General features: G+C 73.5%; 18 protein-coding genes. 4 read left to right on the top strand and 14 right to left on the bottom strand.

The features are described from left to right. Window positions 1-64: 64 nt before the first annotated feature. Complete coding sequence (locus DXZ73_RS30295; protein ID WP_162890380.1) at window positions 65-1,855, bottom strand: PQQ-binding-like beta-propeller repeat protein; 1,791 nt, start codon at window positions 1,853-1,855, stop codon at window positions 65-67. 401 nt (window positions 1,856-2,256) lie between these two features. On the opposite strand from DXZ73_RS30295, the gene DXZ73_RS39675 reads away from it, so the two are divergent. Continuing rightward, window positions 2,257-5,724 (top strand): SCO5717 family growth-regulating ATPase, encoded by a 3,468-nt coding sequence (locus DXZ73_RS39675; RefSeq protein WP_240351547.1) that lies wholly within the window; start codon window positions 2,257-2,259, stop codon window positions 5,722-5,724. Between the two features lie 60 nt (window positions 5,725-5,784). Here the strand turns inward: DXZ73_RS39675 and DXZ73_RS30280 are convergent, their stop codons facing one another. The 9 genes from DXZ73_RS30280 to rimP form a co-directional block, all read right to left on the bottom strand. Continuing rightward, window positions 5,785-6,750, bottom strand: a complete 966-nt coding sequence (locus DXZ73_RS30280; protein WP_116214174.1) for a bifunctional riboflavin kinase/FAD synthetase — start codon at window positions 6,748-6,750, stop codon at window positions 5,785-5,787. Between the two features lie 52 nt (window positions 6,751-6,802). Beyond that, window positions 6,803-10,846, bottom strand: a complete 4,044-nt coding sequence (locus DXZ73_RS30275; protein ID WP_240351546.1) for a serine protease — start codon at window positions 10,844-10,846, stop codon at window positions 6,803-6,805. 253 nt (window positions 10,847-11,099) lie between these two features. Then, a complete protein-coding gene (truB, locus tag DXZ73_RS30270; RefSeq protein WP_116214173.1) occupies window positions 11,100-12,005 on the bottom strand; it encodes a tRNA pseudouridine(55) synthase TruB in 906 nt (301 codons plus the stop codon). Continuing rightward, a complete protein-coding gene (gene rbfA, locus DXZ73_RS30265; RefSeq protein WP_116214172.1) occupies window positions 12,002-12,445 on the bottom strand; it encodes a 30S ribosome-binding factor RbfA in 444 nt (147 codons plus the stop codon). Before rbfA ends, truB begins: the two co-directional genes overlap by 4 nt. Window positions 12,446-12,476: 31 nt before the next feature. Further along, on the bottom strand, window positions 12,477-12,770 hold the full coding sequence (locus DXZ73_RS30260; RefSeq protein ID WP_116214171.1) for a DUF503 domain-containing protein: 294 nt from the start codon (window positions 12,768-12,770) through the stop codon (window positions 12,477-12,479). Window positions 12,771-12,957: 187 nt separating this feature from the next. Beyond that, window positions 12,958-16,041, bottom strand: a complete 3,084-nt coding sequence (gene infB / locus DXZ73_RS30255; protein ID WP_116214170.1) for a translation initiation factor IF-2 — start codon at window positions 16,039-16,041, stop codon at window positions 12,958-12,960. 173 nt (window positions 16,042-16,214) lie between these two features. Further along, window positions 16,215-16,493, bottom strand: a complete 279-nt coding sequence (locus DXZ73_RS30250; protein WP_116214169.1) for a YlxR family protein — start codon at window positions 16,491-16,493, stop codon at window positions 16,215-16,217. A 155-nt stretch (window positions 16,494-16,648) separates the two neighbouring features. Then, a complete protein-coding gene (gene nusA / locus DXZ73_RS30245) occupies window positions 16,649-17,638 on the bottom strand; it encodes a transcription termination factor NusA (protein ID WP_116214168.1) in 990 nt (329 codons plus the stop codon). A gap of 2 nt (window positions 17,639-17,640) precedes the next feature. Further along, a complete protein-coding gene (gene rimP, locus DXZ73_RS30240) occupies window positions 17,641-18,174 on the bottom strand; it encodes a ribosome maturation factor RimP (RefSeq protein ID WP_116214167.1) in 534 nt (177 codons plus the stop codon). A gap of 143 nt (window positions 18,175-18,317) precedes the next feature. Between rimP and DXZ73_RS30235 the strand changes: the two genes are divergently transcribed. Genes DXZ73_RS30235 through DXZ73_RS30225 form a run of 3 tightly spaced genes read left to right on the top strand, consistent with a single transcriptional unit; the run spans window position 18,318 to window position 20,325 of the window. Then, window positions 18,318-18,875, top strand: coding sequence for a hypothetical protein (locus tag DXZ73_RS30235; protein ID WP_240351545.1), 558 nt, complete (start codon window positions 18,318-18,320; stop codon window positions 18,873-18,875). Next, the gene (locus DXZ73_RS30230; protein WP_116214165.1) at window positions 18,872-19,366 is read left to right on the top strand and encodes a ferritin-like domain-containing protein; all 495 of its coding nucleotides are present in this window, start codon (window positions 18,872-18,874) and stop codon (window positions 19,364-19,366) included. Before DXZ73_RS30235 ends, DXZ73_RS30230 begins: the two co-directional genes overlap by 4 nt. Before the next feature lie 29 nt (window positions 19,367-19,395). Beyond that, the gene (locus DXZ73_RS30225) at window positions 19,396-20,325 is read left to right on the top strand and encodes an aminoglycoside phosphotransferase family protein (RefSeq protein WP_116214164.1); all 930 of its coding nucleotides are present in this window, start codon (window positions 19,396-19,398) and stop codon (window positions 20,323-20,325) included. A 158-nt stretch (window positions 20,326-20,483) separates the two neighbouring features. Here DXZ73_RS30225 and DXZ73_RS30220 read toward each other — a convergent pair whose 3' ends face one another. The 4 genes from DXZ73_RS30220 to ispG all read right to left on the bottom strand — a co-directional run bounded on the left by DXZ73_RS30220 (window position 20,484) and on the right by ispG (window position 25,043). Continuing rightward, window positions 20,484-22,181 (bottom strand): proline--tRNA ligase, encoded by a 1,698-nt coding sequence (locus DXZ73_RS30220; RefSeq protein ID WP_116214163.1) that lies wholly within the window; start codon window positions 22,179-22,181, stop codon window positions 20,484-20,486. An 84-nt stretch (window positions 22,182-22,265) separates the two neighbouring features. Then, a complete protein-coding gene (locus tag DXZ73_RS30215) occupies window positions 22,266-22,799 on the bottom strand; it encodes a GNAT family N-acetyltransferase (RefSeq protein ID WP_116214162.1) in 534 nt (177 codons plus the stop codon). Window positions 22,800-22,861: 62 nt separating this feature from the next. Then, entirely contained in the window at window positions 22,862-23,707 is an 846-nt protein-coding gene (locus DXZ73_RS30210; RefSeq protein WP_116214161.1) for a GNAT family N-acetyltransferase, read from the bottom strand. Between the two features lie 178 nt (window positions 23,708-23,885). Continuing rightward, complete coding sequence (ispG, locus tag DXZ73_RS30205; RefSeq protein ID WP_116214160.1) at window positions 23,886-25,043, bottom strand: flavodoxin-dependent (E)-4-hydroxy-3-methylbut-2-enyl-diphosphate synthase; 1,158 nt, start codon at window positions 25,041-25,043, stop codon at window positions 23,886-23,888. Window positions 25,044-25,203: the final 160 nt, after the last annotated feature.

Here is a 25,203-nt window from a genome sequence, read left to right as displayed (position 1 = left end):
GCAGCATCCGACATGCGGCTCCGCCGCGTGAGGGGCCCCGCCCCGGACCCCGGTCCTCAAACGGTCACTTGCCGAAGGCCAGCAGCATTCTGTTGTCGCCTCCCGACTTGCTGCTCGACAGGCGTGTCGAGGCGATGTAGAAGCGGTCGCCCTCGTAGACATAGCGCGCGCTGAAGAAGTAGTTCTCGGCGGACGTCATGGATGCCGGTATCTGGAGCAGGACCTTGGGGTCGCCGTCGGAGCCGACGCTGACGACGGCGCCCGCCCTGTCGTACGACGCCTTCTGGTACGCGACGACCTTGTCTCCGTCCGCCTTGAGCGGCAGGAGCTCGCGCTTGGCGCTGTTCTTGGCGGCCCACTTGCGCTTGCCGGTGTTGAGGTCGAAGGCGTGGATCTCGTTGCCCGACGAGTAGTTGCCCTGGGTCGGCAGATAGAGGGTGTCGTCCGTGGCGGCCACGCCCTGGCAGCCGCCGAGGTCGTGGTTCACGATCGACAGTCCGCAGGTCGGCGCGTACGCCTGGCCGCCGAGGTCGATGACCGAGCGCTCCTTGCCGTCCTTGAGCGCGATGACGCCGCCGGTCTTGTCGTCGTCCGAGACGGAGACCACGGCCGGTTCTGTGGAGTAGATCTTCTTGGTCTGGAGGCCCTTGCGGCCGTCCCACGTCCAGACGGCCTTGCCGGTGGCCGGGTCGACCTTCTCGATGTGCGAGGTCTTGTCGTCGACGCACGTCCAGGAGCGCAGCAGGGCCTTGCCGCCCGCGTAGCCGTCGACGCCGCAGCCCGCCTGGATGTCGGGGTTGGCGATGGTCTCGCCGTCGCTGACCCGGATCATGCCGGAGCCGCCGAACCAGGCGGCGCCCATCGCGTTGCCGCTGATGGCCATGTCCATACCGATGAAGCTCTCGGCGAACCCGCCCGACTTGGGGATGGGCTTGTCCCAGACCTTCTTGCCCGACTTGAGGTCGAGCATGGCGTAGTTGCCGCACTCGTCCTTCTTGTCGCCGTCGTACGCCACGACGACCTTGCCGTCGTCCGTGGTGTCCCGGGGCGCCGCGCACACGCGCTTGGGCAGCGGGATGGACCACTTCTCCTTGCCGTCGGCCGTGGAATAGGCGACGACCTTGTCCTGCACGGTCTTGACGGCGTAGTCGCCCATTACCCAGAAGCCCGGAATGCCCGCGCTGGCCTGGTCGACGTCGGGGCCCTTCTGGTCGATGACGACCTTCGCCTCGCCGTCCTGGCGCGCGTCGTTCGGGTCGTTCGCGCCGCCGTCGCGCGGACCCGCGGTGCCTTCGCCGCCGCTGTCCTTGCCGCTCTTGCCGGGGGCGGTGCTGCCGTGGGCGCTGGGCTTGTCCGAACCCTTGTCGTCGCCCGTCAGCGCCCACACCCCACCGGCCGCCGCGACGAGGACGGCGAGGGCCGAGCCGATGATGACGGCCGTCCGCTTCTTGTCCGGACCGCCGGACGACTGTGCACCGGGTGCGCCGAAGTACCCGCCCGGGGGCGGCGGGAAGGCTCCGTACGGGTTGGGCTGCTGTGCGCCGGGCTGTTGCGCGTACGGGTTCGGCGGGTACGGCGTGGGGCCGCCCGGAACCTGCTGTCCCGGAGCCGGGGGGCCGCCCCAGGCGGGCGGGGCGAAGGGCGGGGCCGCGGGGGCGGGAGGCGCGGCGGGCGGCTGGGCCGGGGGTGCCGGCGGCTGGTCCGGAGCGGCCGCGGGCTTGGTCAGCGGGTCCGACGGCCCGGTAGGAACCGGGGGTTCGGCGGCCGGGGTGGGGGGCTGCAGGGGGGACTGCGGAGCGTTCGCCGGATCCTGCGGTGCGCCGAACCCGCCCTCGGAGGGCTGGTTCGGGGGCATCGGTGGGGGTGGGGGCGGCTGGACCATCAGCGCATACCTCTTGTGTGCGGGCCCGGCGTCCGTTCTGCCTCCCCCCGCGATCCGATGGAACGTCAACATTCCATCGAAAAGGAGCGAATCGGGCGCGGATCCCGCGCCGTTACGGCTTTCGAGCGGGACGTCTTTCTATCACCCGGCAGTGGCAGCGCCCGGGGGCGGTTGCCGCGGGGGCCGTTGACGAGGTGGGGACGGGCCTGCCCTGGCGATGCGTATGACGATTAGTCTTGGTGGGTGTACGCACGGGAGAACCGCACGCCGGGTCCCTCCCGTCGCACAGGGGGAACCCCGGGCGGTCGGACGACGGGAACGGTCGGGCCCGACAGGCAGAACATGGGCGTCAGACCACACCAGCAGGAGGCAATGTGAGCAGCGATCGGGACGAGCTCCGCGCGGGCGGGACCACAGCCGGCGAGGACCGGTCCGACGCGGGCCACGAGAACGAACCCGACCACTCGGGCGAGTTCACCATCGACTACACCCCACCGGCTTGGTACACGCAGAACGCCGTGTCGCCGACCGCCGGCGCGGCCGGCTCCGCCGGACCCGTGGGTGGCCCGGCCGTCGGCGAGGGTGACGCGGGGCGGACGGCCCCGCCCCCGCCTACGGGTGAACCGCTGGCTCCGCCACTGGCTCCGCCGTCCGCTCCGCCGTCGGCCCCGCCTGGTCTGCCGCCCGTGTGGCCGCCGCGCCCGGCTGACGCCATGAGTTCGGACGAGCGGTCCGACGGCGCGGCATCGGGGGCACCCGGGTCGGACAACGCGGCGCTCGCGCCTTTCGGCGCCGGGACGGCTGACGCCGGGGCGGCCGTGGCGGAGGGCCGTTCGCCTTTCGCGCCGCAAGGCGTCGGCTCCGCGGACGAGCTGCCGTTCGGGGCGGAGGCGGTCGACGCCGGGTCTCGCGACAGTGACGTGCGCACGGCCGACGCGTCGGCACTCGGTGCCGCAGGTGCGGACGCCGGGGTCGGCAACGACAGAGCGGCGCTGGCGGGGCACAGCGAGAGCCGTTCGCCCTTTGGCGCAGCGGCAGTTGAGGCACCCGACAGCGGCGCGGTCCGTACCGCTGACGCACCGCTCGACGGCGACGCCGACCTGCTGCCCTTCGGCGCCGAGACGACCGACGCGGCGGAGCCCGGCGGCGCCGGGCGCCCGGCGGAGGCGCCGCTCGTCGACCCCATGCCGTTCGGAACGCAGGCGACCGGCACGGCGGAGCAGGGCGGCGACCGGCCGCGAGCCGCCGACCCGGCGGACGCACCGCTCGACAGCAACGCTTTCGGAACGGGGGCGACCGGCCCCGCGGAATCCGGCGTCGACCAGCAGCGACTCGTCGAACGCCCGGCGGACGCGCCCACACCTCCGGCCGTCCCGCCCTTCGGAGCACAGGCGACCGGCCCCGCGGAGACCGGCAGCGACCAGCAGCAACTCGTCGGCGCGGCACAGACCCACAGCCTCGAGCGCCCAGCGGACGCGCCCGCGCCTCCGGCCGTCCCTCCCTTCGCAGCGCATGCGACCAGCCCTGCTGAGACCGGCAGCGACCAGCAGCAACACATCCACACGCCGCAGGCCCACATCCCCGAGCGCCCAGCGGGCGCGCCCGCACCCCCGGCCGTCCCGCCCTTCGGAGCGCAGGCGACCGGCTTCCCGGAGTTCGGCAGCGACCAGCCGTCGTCCTTCGGGGCCGAGGCGGCCGGCCAGGTCGCGTTCGTCGACGCGCCGCGTCCGCACGTCGACGCCGACGCGGCCGACATGGCGCGGAGCAACGGCATGGCGCCCGAAGGCTCCGGTGACGTGCGGAGCGAGGGGACCATGCGGTTCTCCCCCGGCACGCAGCGGGACGAGGCCGGGAACGGTGCCCGTGAGGGAACCATGCGGTTCTCCGCCATCGCCCCGCAGGAAGCCGCCCCGGACCGTACCGAAGCGCCGCGCCCTCCCGCCGAAGGCACCATGCGGTTCTCCGCCGCCGCCCTGCAGGACGAGGTCGCGGGACGCACGGAGGAGGCGAGCCCCGCGCGGAGCGACGGCACCATGCGGTTCTCCGCCATCGCCCCGCCAGAGGAAGCCGCGGACGCGTCGGCCCCCGCCCCATGGGCCCCGCCGCCCGTGCCTCAGGGGCCGCTGCCCCCGCTGCCTCCGGACTTCCATCCGGCGGTCCCGGCCGCCGCCGAGGCTCCCCCCGCCGTCCCGGCACCCGCGCCCGTGGCGCCCGCGTACCCGCGTCCCGACGTCCCCCCGACGGCAGCCACTCCCCCGCCCGTGCCGGTCGACACGCCGCAGGGCGGCTACGGCTACCCCGGCCAGGCGGCGCCCCAGCCTCCGTACGCGCCGATGAGCGCGCCGCAGGGCGGGTACGGCTACCCGGGGCCCGGCGCGCCGGACGCGACGCCGAACGCCCCGACAGCCATGCCTCAGGCGGCAGTTGGGCAGCCCGCTCCCCCCACCCCGGCCCAGCCGGGCGTACCGGCCGGCGGTTACGCGCTGCCGCCCGCCGTCACGCCCGACAACGGCGCCCTCCCGCCGCTCGCCGAGCCGCAGCAGCAACAGCAACAACAACACCCGCAGCCGCAGCCCGGCATGCCCGTGGACCCGCGGTCCGGTGGGTGGCCGACCGTGACACCCGAGCAGCGGCAGCGGTCCGTGCACGGGGCCCCGTTGGGGTTCACGGCGTCCATGGAGCTGTCGTCGGAGCGGCTGCTGCGGAACAAGCCGAAGCCGAAGAAGCAGGCGAGCACCAGCCGGTTCAAGTTCGGCGGCAAGAAGGAGGAGGCCGAGCGGCAGCGCAAGCTGGAGCTGATCCGCACGCCCGTGCTGTCCTGCTACCGGATCGCCGTCATCAGCCTCAAGGGCGGCGTCGGCAAGACGACGACCACCACCGCGCTCGGGGCGACGCTGGCGAGCGAGCGGCAGGACAAGATCCTGGCGATCGACGCCAACCCCGACGCGGGCACGCTCGGCCGCCGCGTGCGCCGGGAGACCGGGGCGACGATCCGTGACCTCGTCCAGGCGATCCCGGGTCTGCAGAGCTACATGGACATCCGGCGCTACACCTCGCAGGCGCCCTCCGGGCTGGAGATCATCGCCAACGACGTGGACCCGGCGGTCTCGACGACCTTCAACGACGAGGACTACCGGCGGGCGATAGACCTGCTGGGCAAGCAGTACCCGATCATCCTCACCGACTCGGGCACCGGCCTGCTCTACAGCGCGATGCGCGGCGTCCTCGACCTCGCGGACCAGCTGATCATCGTCTCCACGCCGTCCGTCGACGGGGCGAGCAGCGCCAGCACCACCCTCGACTGGCTGCACGCGCACGGCTACGCCGACCTCGTCTCGCGCAGCGTCACGGTGATCTCGGGGGTCCGGGAGACCGGCAAGATGATCAAGGTGGAGGACATCGTCTCCCACTTCGAGACGCGGTGCCGCGGTGTCGTGGTCGTGCCCTTCGACGAGCACCTGGCGACGGGCGCCGAGGTCGACCTGGAGATGATGCGGCCGAAGACGCGCGAGGCGTACTTCCATCTGTCGGCCCTGGTCGCCGAGGACTTCACGCGGGCCCAGCAGCAGCGGGGGCTGTGGACCGGGGAGAACCCGCCCGCGCACCAGGCGCCGCCGGTGCCGGGTGCGTACGTTCCCGGGCAGCAGCCGGGGCAGCCGGGTGCCCCCGGCCCGTACCAGCAGCCGTACGACCCGTACGCGGGCGGGCAGCCGCAGGCCCAGCCCTATCCGCAGCAGCCGCATCCGCAGTCCCAGCCGCCTCAGCAGCCGTATCCGTACGGTCAGCCGCAGCCCGGTGGCGGTTACGGCTACCCCCAGCAGTACCCGCCGCAGCAGACTTGAGCGGACAACGGAGAGGGCCCCGGGCGATGTCGCCCGGGGCCCTCTCCGTTCGTCGGTGGTTCACGCCGTGACGTGGGCCGCCTCGTGCGCCGCGACCAGGTCGCGCGCCCGCTTCACATCGCCCGCCATGCACTGCAGCAGCGCCTCGATGGACTCGAACTTCTCCATGCCCCGGAGGTAGGCGAGGAAGTCCACGGCCACGTGCAGGCCGTAGAGGTCCAGGTCGGTGCGGTCGATGGCGTACGCCTCCACCGTCCGCTCGGTCGCGTCGAACTGCACGTTCGTGCCGACCGAGATGGCCGCGGGCATCGCCTCGTCGCCGACGGTCAGCCAGCCGGCGTAGACGCCGTCCGCCGGGATCGCGGTGTGCGGGAGGGTCTCGACGTTGGCGGTGGGGTAGCCGAGCTCGCGGCCGCGCTGCGCGCCGTGGACGACGACGCCCTCGACGCGGTGCGGGCGGCCGAGGATCTCCATCGCGCCCGCGACGTCGCCCTCGGCGACCAGGCGCCGGGTCAGGGTGGAGGAGAACGGCAGCCCGCCGCCCGCCTCACCGGTCACATAGAGGTCGATGACCTCGACGTCGTAGTCGTAGGTGGCGCCGAGCTCCTTCAGGAAGTCGACGTTGCCCGCCGCGCGGTGCCCGAAGCGGAAGTTGGGGCCCTCCACGACCAGCTTGGCGTGCAGCTTGTCGACCAGCACCTTCACCACGAAGTCCGCGGGCGAGAGCTTGGAGAACTCCGCCGTGAACGGCAGGATCAGCAGCGCGTCCACGCCGAGCTCCGCCATCAGCTCCGCGCGCCGGTGGTGCGGGGCCAGCAGCGGCGGATGGCTGCCCGGCCGCACGACCTCGCTGGGATGCGGGTCGAAGGTCACCACCACCGCGGGGACGCCGAGCGACCGCGCCCGCTCCACCGCGCGCCCGATGATCAGCTGGTGCCCCCGGTGCACCCCGTCGTACGAGCCGATGGTGACGACGCTGCGCCCCCAGTCCTGGGGGATGTCCTCCAAGCCACGCCAGCGCTGCACTGTGCCCGCTCCTCGCCCGAACCCGAACTGTTGTCTGTCGATATACGCAGGACTAAGAGTGCCATGCTGGCTCGCGGCGGTCCGCATCGGCCGGTCCACTGACGGTCGCATCGCCCGCGTCCGCACCGGCGGTCAGCCGGATCCGCGCCCTCGGCCCCACCACGACGGCCCACTGCGCGGGCGCGGACTTCAGCCAGCGGCGGACCTGTTCACCGAAGACCGGGATCTCGCGGGCCAGCTGCGTCAGCCGCCGGTCGAAGCAGGCGGCGCCCTCCGCGGTGCGCGCCATCAGCAGACCGGTGCGGTGCACGAGGTCGCGCGAACGGGCCTCGGTGCGCTCGGCGGCACCCGCGGCCACGGCCCGCAGCAGGGCGTCGAGGACGGTGACGTCGCGCTCGTACGGCCCGTACTGCTCGCGCTCCAGCAGCACCTCCAGCAACTCCTGGCGCAAGGGCCGCGACAGGGACGTGCCGGGGGCCGCCAGGACGGGCGCCAGGGCGCGGCGGACCTGCGCGGGGCGGCTGCTCAGCAGGTGCACGACGAGCGGGAAGAGCACGGACCGGGCGGCGGGGCCCTCTTCGAGCCGCCGGTCGACGAAGGCGGCGGCGTGGGCGGCGCCTTCGGGGCGGTGCTCGATGTGCTCCTGGACGAGCGCGGCGGCGCGGCGGGCGAGGGCGGGGGCGGAGACCTCGGCGAGGGCGCGCAGCACCTGGCCGGGGCCGTCGCCCGGTTCGTACAGCCGCGCCCGGAAGATCGCGAAGACGGGCTCGGGGTGGGTGGTCAGGGCGGTGGCGAGGGCCTCGGCGGGCATGTGCGGATCGCCGGCGGCGAAGCGGACGACGGCCTGCGGGAGGTATTTCGCGCGGGTCTCGGTGTCGCGGACGAGGAGGGCGAGCGCGGTGCCGTGCAGGGCGCCCTCGGCGGGGCGGGCGAGGAGGGCGAGCGCGGAGTAGCGCAGCAGTTCGCGGTCGGCGGCGATGGTGACGTGGGGCGCGGTCCGCAGGGCGTACGCGGCGGCGGCCACGTGCCTCTCGAGGCGGTCGTCGTGGGCCCAGCGGTCGACGGCCCGGCAGAGCGCGGACGGCTCGTCCTCGGCGAGGGCGTTGAGGAGCTCGTCGGCGCGGGGGTGCCCGGCCTCCACGAGGGCCTCGGCGAGGTCGTCGACGGCGCGGTGGCGGTGGGTGTGCAGCAGCACCTGGGCGGCGGTGGAGACGGTGAACGGGACGCTGTCGGGGTAGGGCGCGGCCTGGAGGGGGCGCTCGTCGGTGAACCAGCGGCAGATGAGCGGCTGCGCGGCGCAGGGGTCCTCGGCGAGGACGGTGGCGACGGCGGGCAGGAAGCGGTCGGCCTGGGGCGCGTGGGCGCCCTGGTGCGGCTGGAGCTGCGTGTGGTCCTGGGCCGGGGCGGCGCCGGGCGGCGGGCCGTCGGCGGGGAGCAGCAGGCGCAGCAGGTCGAGGCGGTCGGCGAGGCCGAGGGGCAGCCGGAGCCAGAACCAGGGGCCGAACTCGGCGAGCCCGCCCAGTGCCCGGCTCGCGTCGCTGTCGAAGCCGCCGAGGTCGACGGCGCGGGCGGTGATCCGCTCGGCGAGCAGGCGCAGCGCGCCGAGATAGGGGGCGGCGTCGGGGACGCGGAGCAGCGTCTCGCCGAGCAGGTGCGCGGCCCACCAGGCGGGGTCGGGGAGGGCGGGGACCGGTCCGTCGGTGACGGCCGCGGTCCGGCCGAGGGCGGAGCGCCCGGCCGGGGAGAGGGCCTCCGCGGCGTGGACGAGGGCGCAGAGGCGGTCGGCGAGGGCTGCGGGGCCGGAGCGCCGGGCGAGGAGGAGCAGCGACTGGAGCACGGGGCCGATGCGGTGCCGGGGCACGGGCAGGGGTTTGGGTTTCTCCTGCTCGGCGGTGCCGCGCCGGGTGCGGCGGCGGCCGGCGCCGGAGCGGGGCGGCCGCTTGGAGCCGGGGGGCGGCGGCACGTGGCCCTCGGGGGCGGGCCCGGCTCCCGGCCGGGACGGAAGTCGCTCCTCCGCCTCAATGGCCGCGCTCTCGTGCTCGTACCAGCGGTGGACCAGGGCGTGCAGGGCCGCGTCGAGGTCCAGGTGCGCGCCCTGGAGCCAGTCCGCGAACTCCTCGTGCGCGAAGCGGTAGCCGCTGCCCGCGGGGACGAGGAGGCCCTCGGTGAGCACCGCGGAGGCCCAGCCGTTGCGCCAGGGGAACAGCTCCTCGAAGGCCTCGCGCTCCAGCTCCCCCTGCCCGGGCCCGAGGCAGCGCCGGGCCGCCTCGTGCACCTGCCCCGCCACCCGGGCGGCGAGCCGGCGCACCGTCGTGCCGCGCAGCGGTGGCCTCCGGTCGGCGGAGAGCCGTACGGCGATGCGCAGGCAGGTCAGGTCGAGGTAGGCGGAGAAAACGTCCCAGCGGTCGGGCGGCCGGGCGCCCTCGTCCTCCCCGGCCGCGCCCGGCCGCGCGGCGCCGTCCGGGAGGGCGGCGCGGACCTCCGCGAGCAGCCGGAGGGCGAGCGGGTGGGCGGCGTCCGCCGGCTGGATCGCCTCCTCGGGGACGCCGTAGACGGCGCGGGCCTCGGCGGCCTGGCGGGGGGTGAGGTCGGTGAGGCGGACGCAGGGCGGCAGTCCCCGGGGGGCGGGTGCGGCGTCCGGCACATGGAGGGCGGTGGGCGGGAAGAGGGCGCCCGCCGTCTCCCAGTGCTCGGGGCGGCACGCGACGACGAGCCGGGCCGAGGCCCCCTCAAGCCACTCCGCGGTCGCGGCCGTCCAGGCGGGCAGCCCGTGGGCGAGGACCGGGGGGAGCTCCTCGGGTCCGTCGAGGACGACGAGCAGGGGGCGCCCCACGCGGTGCGCGAGGGCGGCGACGGCCTCCGGGGTGGCCTCGGCCGGGTCCCCCACCGTGCCCGCCGCGCCGGCCGAGGCGGTGACGATCCGCGCGGCGGCCTCCAGGGCGCGCGCGACGGCGTCCCGTACGCTCTCGTCGCCGTCGCGCAGGTCGGCGCCCCGGAGCCAGATGGTGGGCGCGGGCTCCGAGCCGCGGGCCCGCCGGGAGGCGAGGGCGCCGAGCTCGGTCGTGCGGCCGGTGCCGGGCCCGCCCACGAGTCCCAGGACGAGGGGCCGGGCGGGCGGAACGGTCTCCGCTTCCTCTTCCGGTCCCGGCCCCGCCGCCTCTTCCGGTCCCGCTTCGGCGGCCGCTTCCGTGTCGTCCGGGCGGCCGGCGTCATCGGGCGGGTCCGCGGGATCGGCCGCGCCGGTGCCGCAGGGCAGCCCGCCCTCCGGTACGTCCTCGCCGTCGGGTGCGGCGTCCGCGTCGGTGGCCGGGGTGCCGTCGGCCGTGGTGCGGGGGCACTCCAGGAAGCGCTCGAATTCCCTGGCGATCTCCGGCCGTTGCACGGGGTCGCGCAGGGCGCGCGCGGTGGTGACCTGCCCCAGGGAGGTGGCCGTGAGCTGGAGGGCGCCCGCGAGGTTGAGGTCGGGGCCGTACGCCGGGATGGTGGCGGAGTTGCGCTCCAGGAGGGCCGCGAGGGGGCCGTCCGGGGAGGCCCCGGCGGCGGCCCGGAGGGGGATCGCGAAACCGCCCGTCCGGCGCTCGGCGTGCAGCGCGGTACCGAGGACGGCCGCCACCGTTCCCGTACGGGCGTCGATGACGGGGCCGCCGGTGGCTTCCTCGCCCAGGCGCAGGCCGTCGCGCTCGCCGACGGACAGCTCCACGGCCGCGTCGAGCAGGTGGAAGCGGTCGGTGGCGGTGTACGTCACCAGTGCCTCGCCGATGATCCGCGCGGTCTGCCAGCGGCCCGCGCGCAGCCGCACCTCCGCGCCGTCCTCGATCCAGTCGGCCGCAGCAACGGGCAGCGGCCGCACCCCGAGCCCCTCGGTCCGCACGAGCGCGAGGTCGCAGCCCGGCAGCGAGGTCACGGCATCCGCCCCGACCAGGCAGGTGCGGTCACCCGGCGCGAGCAGGACGAGGCGGGCGAGCCCGTCGACCGCCTCGTGGCTGGTGATCATCGTGCCGCGGTCGTCCGCGAGGAACCCCGTGCCGCGCGGTCGCCCGGCGAGGTCTCTGATGCGCACCAGGTACTCGTCCGCATCGGTCCGCCGACCGTTCATCCGTCGAACCTCCCCGCCGTGCACTTACGTCGACGGTAGGCAGCGGATGATCGGCAGGACAGATCGCACCCGGAACGCGCCCCCTTCCACCCCCTCCGTTCACTCCGAGCGCCTGCCCAATGGGGTGAATCCTCGGTATGGAGCGGATGCGGGGCGAAGACAAGGGAATCGTGGGGCGGGGCATGTGTGCACATGCCCCGCCCCACGATTCCGCCGGACCGCGTGGTCCGGTACTGCTGTCGGGCGTCCGGTCTCAGCCGAAGACGGCCAGGCTCTTGGCCTTGCCGCCCTGGTTCTCCACCAGGACCAGGAAGCGGCCGTCCGGGCCGAAGACCGCGACCGGCCCCGTGCCCTCGAAGAGCGGCATCTTGATCCGCACGCCGTTGCCGAGCAGGCGCGCCTGCTCGTCGTTGACATCCCAGCGCTGGAAGGCCGCGGCCGCCGCCTCCGCGACGGGCATGATGGCCAGGTCCTCCTGGATCTGCTCCAGCGTCCGGGCCTCGCCCAGCCCGTAGGGGCCGACCCTGGTGCGCCGCAGCGCCGTCAGGTGGCCGCCGACGCCCGTGTCCGCGCCCAGGTCGCGGGCGAGGGCCCGGACGTAGGTGCCGGACGAGCAGACGACGGAGACCAGCAGGTCCTGGACCGGGGTGCCGTCCTCCGCCTGTGCCGGGTGCACGGCGTGCACCGCGAAGGAGGAGACCGTCACCGGGCGGGCCGGGATCTCGAAGTCCTCGCCCTCGCGGGCCCGGGCGTAGGACCGCTTGCCGTCTATCTTGATCGCGCTGACCTTCGACGGGACCTGCATGATGGCGCCCGTCAGCTTGGCCACGCCCGCGTCGATCGCCTCACGGGTGACCCCGGAGGCGTCGGTGGACGAGGTGATCTCGCCCTCCGCGTCGTCCGTCAGGGTGTTCTGCCCGAGGCGGATCGTCGCGACGTACTCCTTCTCGGTCAGCGCGAGGTGGCCGAGCAGCTTGGTCGCCCGCTCGATCCCGAGGACGAGCACGCCGGTCGCCATCGGGTCGAGCGTCCCCGCGTGGCCGACGCGCCGCGTCCGCGCGATGCCGCGCATCTTGGCGACCACGTCGTGCGAGGTGAAGCCGGACGGCTTGTCGACGATGACCAGACCGTCCGGCGGTGCCGGTGCCTTCTGCTTCATTCGGACGCCGCGTCCTCGTCCTCGCCGGGCTTGCGGTACGGGTCCGCGTCACCGGCGTACGTCTTGCCCGAGGAGACCTCACGGACCTCCGCGTCCTTGGCCTTGGCCTTGGCGAGCAGGTCGTCGATCGTCCGGGCGTTGTCGGGCAGGGCGTCCGCGACGAAGGTCAGGGTCGGGGTGAAGCGCACCCCGGTCTCCCGGCCGACCGTGGAGCGCAGGATGCCCTTGGCGCTCTCCAGGGCGGCCGCGGAGGCGGCGCGCTCCTCGTCGTCGCCGTAGACCGTGTAGAACACGGTCGCCTCGCGGAGGTCACCGGTGACCCGGGTGTCCGTGATGGTCACATAGCCGAGCCGCGGGTCCTTGATCCGGCGCTGGAGCGTCTCCGCGACAATCTCCCGGATACGGTCGGCCAGCTTGCGCGCCCGCGCGTTGTCGGTCATGCGCCTACTTCTTTCTTCTTCGATTCAGTCATCAGTCGTCGTCGCCGTGGATCCGCCGTCTCACCGACAGCAGTTCCACCTCCGGCCGCCCGGCGACAAGCCGCTCGCAGCGGTCCAGTACGTCCGTGAGGTGCCCCGTGTCCCCGGAGACCACCGCGAGCCCGATCCGGGCCCTGCGGTGAAGATCCTGGTCGCCGACCTCCGCCACACTGACCGCGAATCTGCGGGCCAGCTCGGCGACGATCGGGCGGACGACGGAGCGCTTCTCCTTCAACGATCGGACATCGCCGAGGAGGAGGTCGAAGGACAGAGTCCCTACATACATGCGTGACGGGTGAGGCCCACCCGGGAGGCGTGAGGTGTAGCTGGTGTGTACGAGCTCTTAGAACCGTACATGCAACGGCCGGGGCCGATCGACGGAAATATTCTCCGCCGACCGGCCCCGGGCCCGCCCGTCGCCCGGCCACCACCCCTGGTGGACCGCGCTACGCGCGGGCTGCCACATACGCGTATCAGCCGCGCGGCTTCTCGCGCATCTCGTACGTCGCGATGACGTCGTCGATCTTGATGTCGTTGAAGTTTCCGAGGTTGATACCGCCCTCGAAGCCTTCGCGGATCTCGGTGACGTCGTCCTTGAAACGACGCAGGCCGACGATGTTGAGCTCCTCCGCGATGACCTTGCCGTCGCGGATGAGGCGCGCCTTGGTGTTGCGCTTGACCTCGCCGGAACGGATGAGGACACCCGCGATGTTGCCCAGCTTGGACGAGCGGAAGATCTCGCGGATCTCCGCCGTACCGAGCTCGACCTCTTCGTACTCCGGCTTCAGCATGCCCTTGAGGGCCGCCTCGATCTCCTCGATCGCCTGGTAGATGACCGAGTAGTAGCGGACGTCGACGCCCTCGCGCTCGGCCATCTGCGTGGCACGGCCCTCGGCGCGGACGTTGAAGCCGATGACGATGGCGTCGGAGCCGGTCGCCAGGTTGATGTCGGACTCGGTGACCGCACCCACACCGCGGTGCAGGATCCGGATCTCGACCTCTTCGCCGACGTCGAGCTGGAGCAGCGAGGACTCGAGAGCCTCCACCGAACCGGACGCGTCGCCCTTGATGATGATGTTGAGGTCCTGCACCAGGCCGGCCTTGAGCACCTTGTCGAGGTCCTCGAGGGACACCCGGCGGGTGCGCTTGGCGAAGGCGGCGTTGCGCTCACGCGCAGCGCGCTTCTCGGCGATCTGGCGGGCCGTGCGGTCCTCGTCGACGACGAGGAAGTTGTCGCCGGCGCCCGGGACGTTGGTCAGACCCAGGACGAGGACGGGGGTCGACGGACCCGCTTCCTCGACGTTCTGGCCCTTGTCGTCGAGCATCGCGCGGACACGGCCGTAGGCGTCACCGGCGACCATCGTGTCACCGACGCGGAGGGTACCGCGCTGGACGAGCACGGTGGCCACGGCGCCGCGGCCACGGTCGAGGTGGGCCTCGATCGCAATACCCTGCGCGTCCTGCTCCGCGTTGGCGCGCAGGTCGAGCGAGGCGTCCGCGGTGAGGACCACGGCCTCCAGCAGGCTGTCGATGTTCAGACCCTGCTTGGCGGAGATGTCGACGAACATGGTGTCGCCGCCGTACTCCTCGGCCACCAGACCGAACTCGGTGAGCTGACCGCGCACCTTGGTCGGGTCGGCGCCCTCGACGTCGATCTTGTTGACCGCGACCACGATCGGCACGTCGGCCGCCTTGGCGTGGTTCAGCGCCTCGATCGTCTGCGGCATCACACCGTCGTTCGCCGCCACCACGAGGATCGCGATGTCGGTGGACTTCGCACCACGGGCACGCATGGCGGTGAACGCCTCGTGACCCGGGGTGTCGATGAAGGTGATCGCGCGCTCTTCGCCGTTGACCTCGGTGGCGACCTGGTACGCACCGATGTGCTGCGTGATACCGCCGGCCTCGCCCGCGACGACGTTCGTCTTGCGGATGGCGTCCAGCAGTCGGGTCTTACCGTGGTCGACGTGACCCATGACGGTCACGACCGGCGGACGGGAGACGAGCATCTCCTCGCCGCCCTCGTCCTCACCGAACTCGATGGAGAACGACTCGAGCAGCTCGCGGTCCTCCTCCTCGGGGCTGACGATCTGAACGGTGTAGTTCATCTCGTCGCCGAGGAGCGTCAGCGTCTCGTCGGAGACCGACTGGGTCGCCGTGACCATCTCGCCGAGGTTCATCATCACGGCGACGAGCGACGCCGGGTTGGCGCCGATCTTCTCCGCGAAGTCGGTGAGGGAGGCACCGCGGGACAGGCGAATGGTCTCGCCGCCACCGCGCGGCAGCATCACGCCGCCGACGGACGGGGCCTGCATGGCCTCGTACTCCTGGCGCCTCTGCCGCTTCGACTTGCGACCACGGCGCGCCGGACCGCCGGGACGGCCGAAGGCACCCTGCGTGCCACCACGGGCACCCGGGCCGCCGGGACGACCGCCGAAGCCGGGACGACCGCCGAAGCCGCCGCCACCACCGGGAGCGCCGCCGCCACCGGGACGACCGGCGAAGCCGCCGCCGCCACCGGGACGACCGCCGCCACCGGGACCGGCCGGACGGCCGGCGAAGCCGCCGCCACCCGGACGACCGGCACCGCCGCCGGGACGGCCTGCGCCGCCGCCGGGACCGCGACCGCCGCCGCCGGGGCCCGGACGCGGGCCGGCAGCGGGACGCTGCGGCATCATGCCGGGGTTCGGACGGTTGCCCGCGGGGGCGCCGCCGGGACGCGGAGCGCCACCGGGACCACCCTGCGGACGGGGCATGCCGCCCGGGGTCGGACGGGCGCCGCCCTGACCCTGCGGACGCGGGGCGCCGCCGGGGCCGCCCTGCGGACGCGGGGCACCCGGGCCGGGACGCTCGCCGCCGGGACGCGGGGCGCCACCGGGACGGGGGGCCTGCGGGCGGGCCATGCCGGTGGAGCCACCGGAGGTGAAGGGGTTGTTGCCCGGACGGGGACCGGCCGGACGTGCGCCACCGGGGCGCGGTGCACCCTGGCCGCCGGGGCGGGGGGCGCGCTCGGGACGGCCGCCCTCGCGCTGACCGCCGTCACGACCGGCGGGCGCCGGACGTGCCGGACGCGGGCCGGGGGTGGCGCCGGGGCGCGGAGCAGACGGGGCCTGCTGCTGGGACGGGGCCTGCTGAGCCGGGGCCGGGGCGGAGAACTCCGCGGCCGGGACCGGGGTGACAGGGGCAGGCTTGGCCGGAGCCGCCGGGGCGGGCTTCGGGCCGGGGCGCGGACCGGGGGTCGGCGCCGCACCTGCGGGCTTGGGAGAGGGGGTCGCCTCCGCGGCCGGCTTGGGGGCCGGGGCGGCGGGACGGGGGGCGCCCGGAGTGGGGGCACCCGGCTTCGCGGGCGCAGCCTTGCGCGGCGCCGCGGGCTTCGCACCGGGCTTGGCGTTGCCGCCGGGGCCCTGCAGTGCGTCAGTCAACTTGCGGACAACCGGCGCCTCGATCGTCGAGGACGCCGAACGGACGAATTCACCAAGTTCTTGGAGCTTGGCCATGACGACCTTGCTCTCAACGCCGAACTCCTTGGCGAGTTCGTATACCCGGACCTTAGCCACTTCGCTCCTTCTAGGTCCGGGGTGTCCACCGGACCGTCGCTACTTCATGGGCGTACTCATCGCGTACTCATCGAGTGCTCATCGCAATCTCGACCTACTTCCAACTCGCGAGGTACCTGACCGCACGGTTTCCCGTGCCGTTCTTCTTACGGTGTTGCCTGCCGGTGCTGTCCTTACTCATCGATCCGCTCGATGAATCGGCGCAGCGCCGCCACCTCGAGCGGCCCCTGGGCCTTGAAGGCCCGGGGGAACGCCCTGCGGCGGACCGCCAGGTCGAGACAGACCAGTGTGGGGTGCACGGAGGCACCCCGGCCGGGCAGCGTACCGCGAGGGTCGGGGACGCAGGCGCCCTCGATCATCACGATCCGCAACAGATCGCCCTTGGCCGCTCGCTCCCGGCATCCCACACAGGTTCGCTCAGGGCATGCGCGGGCATGCGTCCGGCCAGACACTGATTAAGTCTACCTCCCCGCACCGACCTCGCCCCTGGGGGTCCGTGATCGGGCACGAATACGTTTCGGCCACACTGTGCGGCCTGCTCCCGGGGCCCGCCCGCGGCGGGCCCCGAAGTCCACGGACCGGCGCCCCGGGGGCGCCGGCCTCGACATCAGTCCTGGTCGGACTGCTCCGTGTCGGGGCGGATGTCGATGCGCCAGCCGGTGAGGCGGGCGGCGAGGCGGGCGTTCTGCCCCTCCTTGCCGATGGCGAGGGACAGCTGGTAGTCCGGCACGGTCACCCGGGCGGAGCGCGCGCCGAAGTCCACGACCTCGACCTTGCTCACCCGTGCGGGGGATAGCGCGTGGGCCACCAGCTCGGCCGGGTCGTCCGACCAGTCGACGATGTCGATCTTCTCGCCGTGCAGCTCGGCCATGACCGCGCGGACACGGCCGCCCATCGGGCCGATGCAGGCGCCCTTGGCGTTCAGCCCGGAGCGGGTCGAGCGCACCGCGATCTTGGTGCGGTGGCCGGCCTCGCGGGCGATGGCGGCGATCTCCACCGAACCGTCGGCGATCTCCGGCACCTCCATGGCGAAGAGCTTCTTCACCAGGCTGGGGTGGGTGCGCGAGAGCGTCACGGACGGGCCGCGGACGCCCTTCGCCACCCGGACGACGTACGTCCGCAGGCGGGTGCCGTGCTTGTACTCCTCGCCGGGGACCTGCTCCTGCACCGGCAGGATGGCCTCCAGCTTGCCGATGTCGACCAGGACGTTCTTCGGGTCCTTGCCCTGCTGGACGATGCCCGCGACGACGTCGCCCTCACGGCCCGCGAACTCACCGAAAGTGATCTCGTCCTCGGCGTCGCGCAGACGCTGGAGGATGACCTGCTTGGCGGTGGTCGCGGCGATCCGGCCGAAACCGGACGGGGTGTCGTCGAACTCGCGGGGCTCCTCGCCCTCCTCCAGGTCCTGCGGGTCCTCCTTGGCCCAGACCGTCACATGGCCGGTGGCCCGGTCCAGCTCCACGCGGGCGCGGCGGCGGCTTCCCTCGGTGCGGTGGTACGCGATGAGGAGGGCCGACTCGATCGCCTCGACCAACAGGTCGAAGGAGATCTCCTTCTCTCGCACCAGACCCCGCAGGGCACTCATGTCGATGTCCACGGCTACGCCTCCTCTTGGCTCTCGTCGGTTTCGTCAATGGCCTCGGCGGCCTTGTCGTCGGACTTGCGGTTGAACTCGACCTCGACGCGGGCCTTCGCGATCTCGCCGAAGGCGAGCCGCCGGGAGGTGGGCTTGCGGCCCTTCACCCCGGGGACCTCCAGGTCCAGGCCCTCGTCGTCCACGGCGACGATCCGGGCGACGAGCTCGCCGCCCTCGGTCAGCTGCGCCTTCATCAGGCGGCCGGTGGCGCGCACATAGTGGCGGTGCTCGGTCAGGGGGCGGTCGGCGCCGGGAGAGGTGACCTCCAGGACGTACGGGGCTCCGCCCATGGCGTCGGTCTCGTCGAGCTTCTCGGAGACGGCGCGGCTGACCTCGGCGCACTCGTCCAGCTCGACGCCCGCGTCGGAGTCCACCACAATGCGCAGCACGCGGCGCTTGCCCGCGGTGGTCACCTCGACCTCTTCCAGATCCAGCTCTCGCGCGCTGACGAGAGGGGCCAGCAGCTCGCGCAGCCTCTCGCTCTGGGTGGTGCTCATCCGGGTGACTCCTCGGCCGCGTGTGCTGTTGTGGGAAAGTCGCGTGTCAGGTCAAAGCCTATCTGTTCCGGCAGCCGACTGACGATTCGGTCCCTGCTCCCCGGCCTCGCGCCCGCGCGCGGGTACGCTCGCGGGCGGTGATCATGACGGGACCTGGCGGAAAGAGGATCGTGGCGCTCACGACGACGACGCGGGGCGCTGCCGGCCCGCGCAGACGCGGGGTACTGGCGGGCGGCGCGGCCCTGCTGACCGGCGGCGCCGCGGCGCTTTTGACCGGGTGCTCGGACGGTGCCGCGGGCACCGGCGAGCGGACGTCCACGGCCAACCGGCTGCGGGACGCCGCCGGGCGGGACTCGGTGGGACTGCTGGAGCGGTACGACGCGACGATCGGCGCGCACGACGCGCTCGCGCCCCGGCTGCGGCCGCTGCGGGCCGAGGTCGCCCTGCACGCGGAGGCGTTCGGAGCGGCCACCTCGTCCTCCGCTTCCGGTTCCGCTTCGCCCTCCTCCCCTCCCCCTTCGGCGGCGGGCGTCCCCGGGGACGAGAAGGAGGCCCTGGCCCAACTCGCCGAAGCCGAGCGGCGCGTCCTGGACGCCCGTACGGCCGCTCTCGTCGGCGCGCCGCCCGAGCTCGCCCGGCTGCTGGCGTCCGTCGCGGCGGCGGGCGCGGGCCATGTCTTCCTGCTCGGAGGCGGCTCATGACGCAGTCCCCCTCCGCCACCGCGCGGAGCCGGACCCTGGACGCGGCGCAGGCGGCCCTCGCCGCGGAACACGCGGCGGTGTACGGGTACGGGGTGGTCGGCGCGCGCGTCGACGAGGCGCACGCCGCCCTGGCCCGCGAGGCGTACGACGCGCACCGGGTGCGGCGCGACGCGATGAGCCGCGCCGTACGGGACCTGGGCGGCGCGCCCGAGGCGGCGGCCGCGGCCTACGCGCTGCCGTTCCCGGTGTCCGACGCGGCGGCCGCGGTGCGGCTGGGCGCGGAGCTGGAGAGCCGCGTCGCGGACGTCTACGCCGATCTCGTACGGGCCGCCACGGGCGCCCTCCGCCGGGACGCGGCCGCCGCGCTGCGGGAGGCGGCGGTGCGGGCGGTGCGCTGGAGCGGGGGCAGCGTAGCCTTCCCTGGGCTCGTCGAGCGGGCCGCGGCCGGGGGGCCGACCGCCTCCCCCAGCGGTTCGCCGGACCGCGCCTGACCAGCGAAGACGAAAAGGACAGCGCAGGGATGACCAACGCGAACAACCGCCTCGAACCGCCGGAGCGGCTGGTGCGGACCCTGAGCTCCGAACCCCCGGACGGCCCGGTGCGCCGCTGGCTCGCCGCGCTGCCGGAAACCGCCCAGGAGTGCCTGCGGCGCTGGGAATTGACACTCGAACGGGTGCAGGAGCCCGGCGGGCGGACCAGCATGGTCCTCCTCGTGCGGCTGCCCGACGGCACCCCCGCCGCCCTCAAGCTGTGCCCGCCCGACGGCACGGCGGCACTGGAGCACGCGGCGCTCGCCCGGTGGGACGGCCTGTACGCGGTGCGGCCGCTGCGGGTGGACCCGGAGGCCGGGGCGCTGCTGCTGGAACGGCTGCACGGCGACATCAGCCTGCGCTCGCTCGCGGAGCCGAAGGCGCAGCTGGAGGCGGCCGCGGTGCTCCAGCGGCTGTGGGTGCCGGCCGGTGAAGGCCACCCGTTCGGTGACGTCGCCGAGCACACGGCGGCCCTCGCGGCGACCCTGCGCGAGCACCGGGAACAGCCGTGGGCGGCGGACGCCCGGACCGCCGTCGACGAGGCGCTGGAGCTCCGGGACGCGCTGGCGGCGGACGCGACGGAGGAACCCGTGCTGCTGCACGGGGAGTTCCACCAGGGCAATGTGCTGGCCGGTGACCGGGCACCGTGGCTGGCCGTCGGCCCGCGGCCGCTGACCGGCGAGCGGGCGTACGACCTGGCGTGGCTGGTCCGCGACCGCGTCGACACGCTGCTGGCCGCGCCGGGCGCGGCTGCCGCGGCGCGGCGGCGGGTGTCGAAGCTTTCGGATTCGCTGGATGTGCCGGTGGAGCGGGTGCGGGGGTGGGCGCTGTTCCGTGCGGTGTCCTCCGGAGTGACCGAGCTTGCCGCCGGGCGCCGGGGGCGGGGTGAACTCTTGCTGGAGTTCGCGGGGTTGCTGTAGCGGGTGGCTTTTCCCCTACCCGCCCCTTCCCGAACCGGGGCTCCGCCCCGGACCCCGGTCCTCAAACGCCGGACGGGCTGAATTTTGCGTACCCCGGGGGTCTGGGGGCTTGGCCCCCAGTTTCGGGAAGGGGCGGGTAGGGGAAAGAAAACCGCCCGTCAGGCCAGTGACCGCACCCGCTCCAGCGCCTCTGGCACCGGCAGCTCCTCGCGAGCCCCCGTACGCCGATCCTTCAGCTCCACCACACCGTCGGCGGCCCCACGCCCCACGACCAGAATCGTCGGCACACCGATCAGCTCCGCGTCCGTGAACTTCACGCCCGGCGAGACGCCCGCCCGGTCGTCGACCAGCACGCGCACGCCGGAGGCACCGAGCTTCTCCGCGATGTCCAGCGCCAGTTCGGTCTGCAGCGCCTTGCCCGCCGCGACCACATGGACGTCCGCGGGGGCGATCTCCCGCGGCCAGCACAGCCCCGCCCCGTCATGGGTCTGCTCGGCGAGCGCGGCGACCGCGCGGGAGACGCCGATGCCGTACGAACCCATGGTGACCCGGACCGGCTTGCCCTGCTGTCCGAGGACGTCGAGGCCGAAGGTGTCGGCGTACTTCCTGCCGAGCTGGAAGATGTGGCCGATCTCGATCGCCCGGCCGATCTCCAGGCCCGCGCCGCAGCGGGGGCAGGGGTCGCCGGGCCGGACCACGACGACGTCGAGGTACCGGTCGACCTTGAAGTCCCGCCCGCAGACCACGTTCCGGGCGTGCGTGTCCGCCTTGTTGGCCCCGGTGATCCAGGCCGTGCCGGGCGCCACCCGGGGGTCGGCGATATAACACACCGTCAGTCCCTGCGGGCCGACGTAGCCCCGTACGAGGTCGGGCCGGTCCGCGAAGTCCTCGGCCGTCACCAACTCCACGACGGCGGGCGCCAGGTGCTCGCCCAGCTTGCCGAGGTCCACCTCGCGGTCGCCCGGCACGCCGATGGCCGTGATCTCGCCGTCGATCTTGACGAGGAGGTTCTTGAGGGTGGCGGAGGCGGGCACGCCGAGGTGGTCGGCGAGGGCCTCGATGGTGGGGGTGTCGGGGGTGTCGAGCTCCTCGACGGGCCCGTGTCCCGCGGGGTCGGAGGGCTCGGCCCGGACGGTCACGGCCTCGGTGTTGGCGGCGTAGTCGCACTTCGGGCAGTCCACGAAGGTGTCCTCCCCGGCCGCGGCCGGGGCGAGGAACTCCTCGGACGCCGAGCCGCCCATGGCGCCCGAGACGGCGGAGACGATCCGGTAGTCCAGGCCGAGCCGGGCGAAGATCCGGGTGTAGGCCTCGCGGTGCAGGCGGTAGGACTCGGCGAGGCCCTCGTCGGTGGTGTCGAAGGAGTAGGAGTCCTTCATCTGGAACTCGCGGCCGCGGAGCACGCCCGAGCGGGGCCGCGCCTCGTCGCGGTACTTCGTCTGGATCTGATAGAGGATCACGGGCAGGTCCTTGTAGGACGTGCACTGGTCCTTGACCGTGAGGGTGAAGATCTCCTCGTGGGTGGGTCCGAGGAGATACTCGGCGCCCTTGCGGTCCTTCAGCCGGAACAGCAGGTCGCCGTACTCCCCCCAGCGCCCGCTCGCCTCGTACGGCTCCTTGGGCAGCAGCGCGGGCAGCAGGACCTCCTGGCCGCCGATGGCGTCCATCTCCTCCCGCACCACCCGGGAGACGTTGTCCAGCACCTTCTTGCCGAGCGGCAGCCAGGTCCAGATCCCCGCGGCGGAACGGCGGACGTAACCGGCGCGGACCAGCAGCTTGTGGCTGGCGGTCTCCGCGTCGGCCGGATCGTCGCGCAGTGTCTTGAGCATCGTCGTGGACATGCGCTGGACGTGGGCCATCGTGGTCTCCTGCGTACGTAGTGCGATTGGCAGGAGATTAGCGGCAGCGACCGACGGCGCAGAAACGGGTTTCCGGCGCCGCGGTCAGCTCAGCAGCGGCAGCGGTGCCCCCATCACCACATAGGGGCTCGGGGCGCTCGGGAAGACGACCTGCCGGGCGAGGTCGCGGTAGCCGAGGCTGCGGTAGAGGGCGCGGGCCGGGCTCTCGGTGTCGATGGCGGAGAGGATGCTGCGGGGCTCGGTCGCGGTCGCGGCGATGGTCGTGATCAGGGCCCGCCCGATGCCCCTCTTCTGGAAGTCGGGGTGGACGTGCAGCTCGGTGATGACGAAGGCGTCGTCGAGCCAGCCGTCGGAGCCGGTGGCGCGCAGATACGGTTCGACGACGCCGGACCACCAGTGGCCGCGGCTGTTCGGCATGCCGTAGACGAAGCCGACGAGCCGCCCGGTCTCCGTCGTCGCGCCGAGGGCGCGGGCGCCGGGACAGCCGAGGTGCCGGAGCACGATGTGGCGCCGTACGCCCACCTCTTCCTCGGTGAGCCCGAAGGCCAGCGCCTGTACGCCCAGCGCCTCGTCGACGCGCGCGGCGAGGTCGAGCGGCCCGACCACGATGTCATCCATGCGGGGAGGCTACCTCCCCCGCGGGGCGGGGCGGCCGGATCGGGCCCGGGTTCGGGCCGGTCTCAGAACAACACGCTCATGAACGCGCCGACTTCCTCGAAGCCCACGCGCCGGTACGCGGCCCGGGCCGCGGTGTTGTAGTCGTTCACATAGAGGCTGACGACGGGCGAGACCTCGCGCAGCGCGTAGCGCAGCACCGCCGCCATCCCGGTCTCGGACAGGCCGCGGCCGCGGTGTTCGGGGGCGACCCAGACGCCCTGGATCTGGCAGGCGCGGGCGGTGGCGGCGCCGATCTCCGCCTTGAAGACGACCCGGCCGTTCTCGATCCGGGCGAAGGAGCGCCCCGAGCCGACCAGCTCGGCGACCCGCGCCTGGTAGAGCAGCCCGCCGTCGCCCGCCATGGGCGAGATGCCGACCTCCTCGGTGAACATGGCCACGCACGCCGGCATGATCACGTCCATCTCGTCCTTGCGGATCCGGCGGACGAGCGGGTCGGGCGCGATGTCCGCGGGCATGGCCCGGGTCTCCATCAGCGGCTGGTGGGCGCGGACCTCGCGGGCCGGGCCCCAGTGGGGTTCGAGGAGCGACCACAGCTCGGCGGTGGCGTCGGCGGGGCCGACGATGGAGGAGCAGCGGCGGCCCGCGCGGCGGGCGCGTTCGGCGAAGGCGCGCGCGGCCTCGGGGCCCGCGCAGATGGGGACGAGGTTGGCCCCGGCGTAGCAGAGGGATTCGAGGCGACCGCCCGCGTACCAGCCCCACATCTCGCCGCCGAGCCGCCAGGGGTCGAGCCCGGCGACCTGGACACGGGCGGCGACGAAGGCGTTGGTGACGGGATCCCGGTCGAGGACGGCGAGCGCGTCGTCGAGTTCGCCGGGCTCCAGGACCTTGGTGGTGGTCGTCGTCAACACGTGTCGGAATGCCTCACCGTCGCGGGGCCGGAGGCCATGGGAACAGGTCTTGGAACTGTACCTCTCAAGGTCCCCGCACACCTCCCCTGCCTGGCCTTTGGCGCTCCGGGAGCCGCCTTTCGGAAGACGGCTGTGCCCCGCTCCGGGGAGCGGGGCACAGGACGCGACGGGAGGGGGATCAGCCGCTGACGCTGATCTCGGGCTCGCCGGAGGCGACGCCGTCCTTGCGCATCTGATCGGCGATCTTGAGGGCTTCCTCGATGAGGGTCTCCACGATCTTGGACTCGGGGACGGTCTTGATGACCTCGCCCTTGACGAAGATCTGGCCCTTGCCGTTGCCGGAGGCCACACCGAGGTCGGCCTCGCGGGCCTCGCCGGGGCCGTTGACGACGCAGCCCATGACGGCGACGCGCAGCGGGACCTCCATGCCCTCAAGGCCCGCGGTCACCTCTTCGGCGAGCTTGTAGACGTCGACCTGGGCGCGGCCGCAGGACGGGCAGGAGACGATCTCCAGGCGGCGCTGGCGCAGGCCGAGCGACTCCAGGATCTGCATGCCGACCTTGATCTCCTCGGCCGGCGGGGCGGAGAGGGAGACGCGGATGGTGTCGCCGATGCCCTCGGAGAGCAGGGCGCCGAAGGCGACGGCGGACTTGATGGTGCCCTGGAAGGCGGGGCCCGCCTCGGTGACGCCGAGGTGGAGGGGGTAGTCGCACTGGGCGGCCAGCTGCCGGTAGGCGTTGACCATGACGACCGGGTCGTTGTGCTTCACCGAGATCTTGATGTCCCGGAAGCCGTGCTCCTCGAAGAGGGACGCCTCCCACAGCGCGGACTCCACCAGCGCCTCGGGGGTGGCCTTGCCGTACTTCGCCAGCAGGCGGGCGTCCAGGGAGCCGGCGTTGACGCCGATGCGGATCGGGGTGCCGGTCTGCAGGGCCGCCTTGGCGATCTCCTTGACCTTGTCGTCGAACTGCTTGATGTTGCCGGGGTTGACCCGCACGGCGGCGCAGCCCGCGTCGATCGCGGCGAAGACGTACTTCGGCTGGAAGTGGATGTCGGCGATCACCGGGATCTGCGACTTCTTGGCGATGACCGCCAGCGCGTCGGCGTCGTCCTGGGTCGGGCAGGCCACGCGCACGATCTGGCAGCCGGACGCCGTGAGCTCGGCGATCTGCTGGAGCGTGGCGCCGATGTCCGAGGTCCTGGTCGTCGTCATCGACTGCACCGAGACGGGTGCGTCGCCTCCGACGGCCACGGAACCGACCTGGATCTTGCGGCTGACCCTGCGGTCGGCGAGCTTGATCGGAACGGAAGGCATTCCAAGCGAAATCGCTGTCATCTGGCGAGCAACCCCAAGGTGTGAATCAAGGTCCCGAGATCGGCGGGCTCCGGGCTTCGAGGTTACGGCACGCGCCCCCTTCGGGGCACATCCCCTGGCCCGGGCTCCGTGTCCGCGGGCGCCGGGCGGGCCGGAGGAACCCGGCCCGCCCGGCGCCCGG

The organism is Streptoverticillium olivoreticuli subsp. olivoreticuli (assembly GCF_003391135.1).
Taxonomy (GTDB): Bacteria; Actinomycetota; Actinomycetes; order Streptomycetales; family Streptomycetaceae; genus Streptomyces; species Streptomyces blastmyceticus.
This window is presented reverse-complemented; position numbering and strand designations above follow the sequence as displayed.

Bases quoted from the DNA above. Each gene is read 5' to 3' on its own strand.
- truB (WP_116214173.1), bottom strand. From the start codon at position 12,005: ATGAAGCAGAAGGCACCGGCACCGCCGGACGGTCTGGTCATCGTCGAC.
- DXZ73_RS30260 (WP_116214171.1), bottom strand. From the start codon at position 12,770: ATGTATGTAGGGACTCTGTCCTTCGACCTCCTCCTCGGCGATGTCCGA.
- ispG (WP_116214160.1), bottom strand. From the start codon at position 25,043: ATGACAGCGATTTCGCTTGGAATGCCTTCCGTTCCGATCAAGCTCGCC.
- DXZ73_RS30220 (WP_116214163.1), bottom strand. From the start codon at position 22,181: ATGGCCCACGTCCAGCGCATGTCCACGACGATGCTCAAGACACTGCGC.
- DXZ73_RS30275 (WP_240351546.1), bottom strand. From the start codon at position 10,846: ATGAACGGTCGGCGGACCGATGCGGACGAGTACCTGGTGCGCATCAGA.
- DXZ73_RS30295 (WP_162890380.1), bottom strand. From the start codon at position 1,855: ATGCCCCCGAACCAGCCCTCCGAGGGCGGGTTCGGCGCACCGCAGGAT.
- DXZ73_RS30225 (WP_116214164.1), top strand. From the start codon at position 19,396: ATGACCAACGCGAACAACCGCCTCGAACCGCCGGAGCGGCTGGTGCGG.
- rimP (WP_116214167.1), bottom strand. From the start codon at position 18,174: ATGAGCACCACCCAGAGCGAGAGGCTGCGCGAGCTGCTGGCCCCTCTC.
- DXZ73_RS30230 (WP_116214165.1), top strand. From the start codon at position 18,872: ATGACGCAGTCCCCCTCCGCCACCGCGCGGAGCCGGACCCTGGACGCG.
- DXZ73_RS30235 (WP_240351545.1), top strand. From the start codon at position 18,318: ATGACGGGACCTGGCGGAAAGAGGATCGTGGCGCTCACGACGACGACG.
- rbfA (WP_116214172.1), bottom strand. From the start codon at position 12,445: ATGACCGACAACGCGCGGGCGCGCAAGCTGGCCGACCGTATCCGGGAG.
- DXZ73_RS30215 (WP_116214162.1), bottom strand. From the start codon at position 22,799: ATGGATGACATCGTGGTCGGGCCGCTCGACCTCGCCGCGCGCGTCGAC.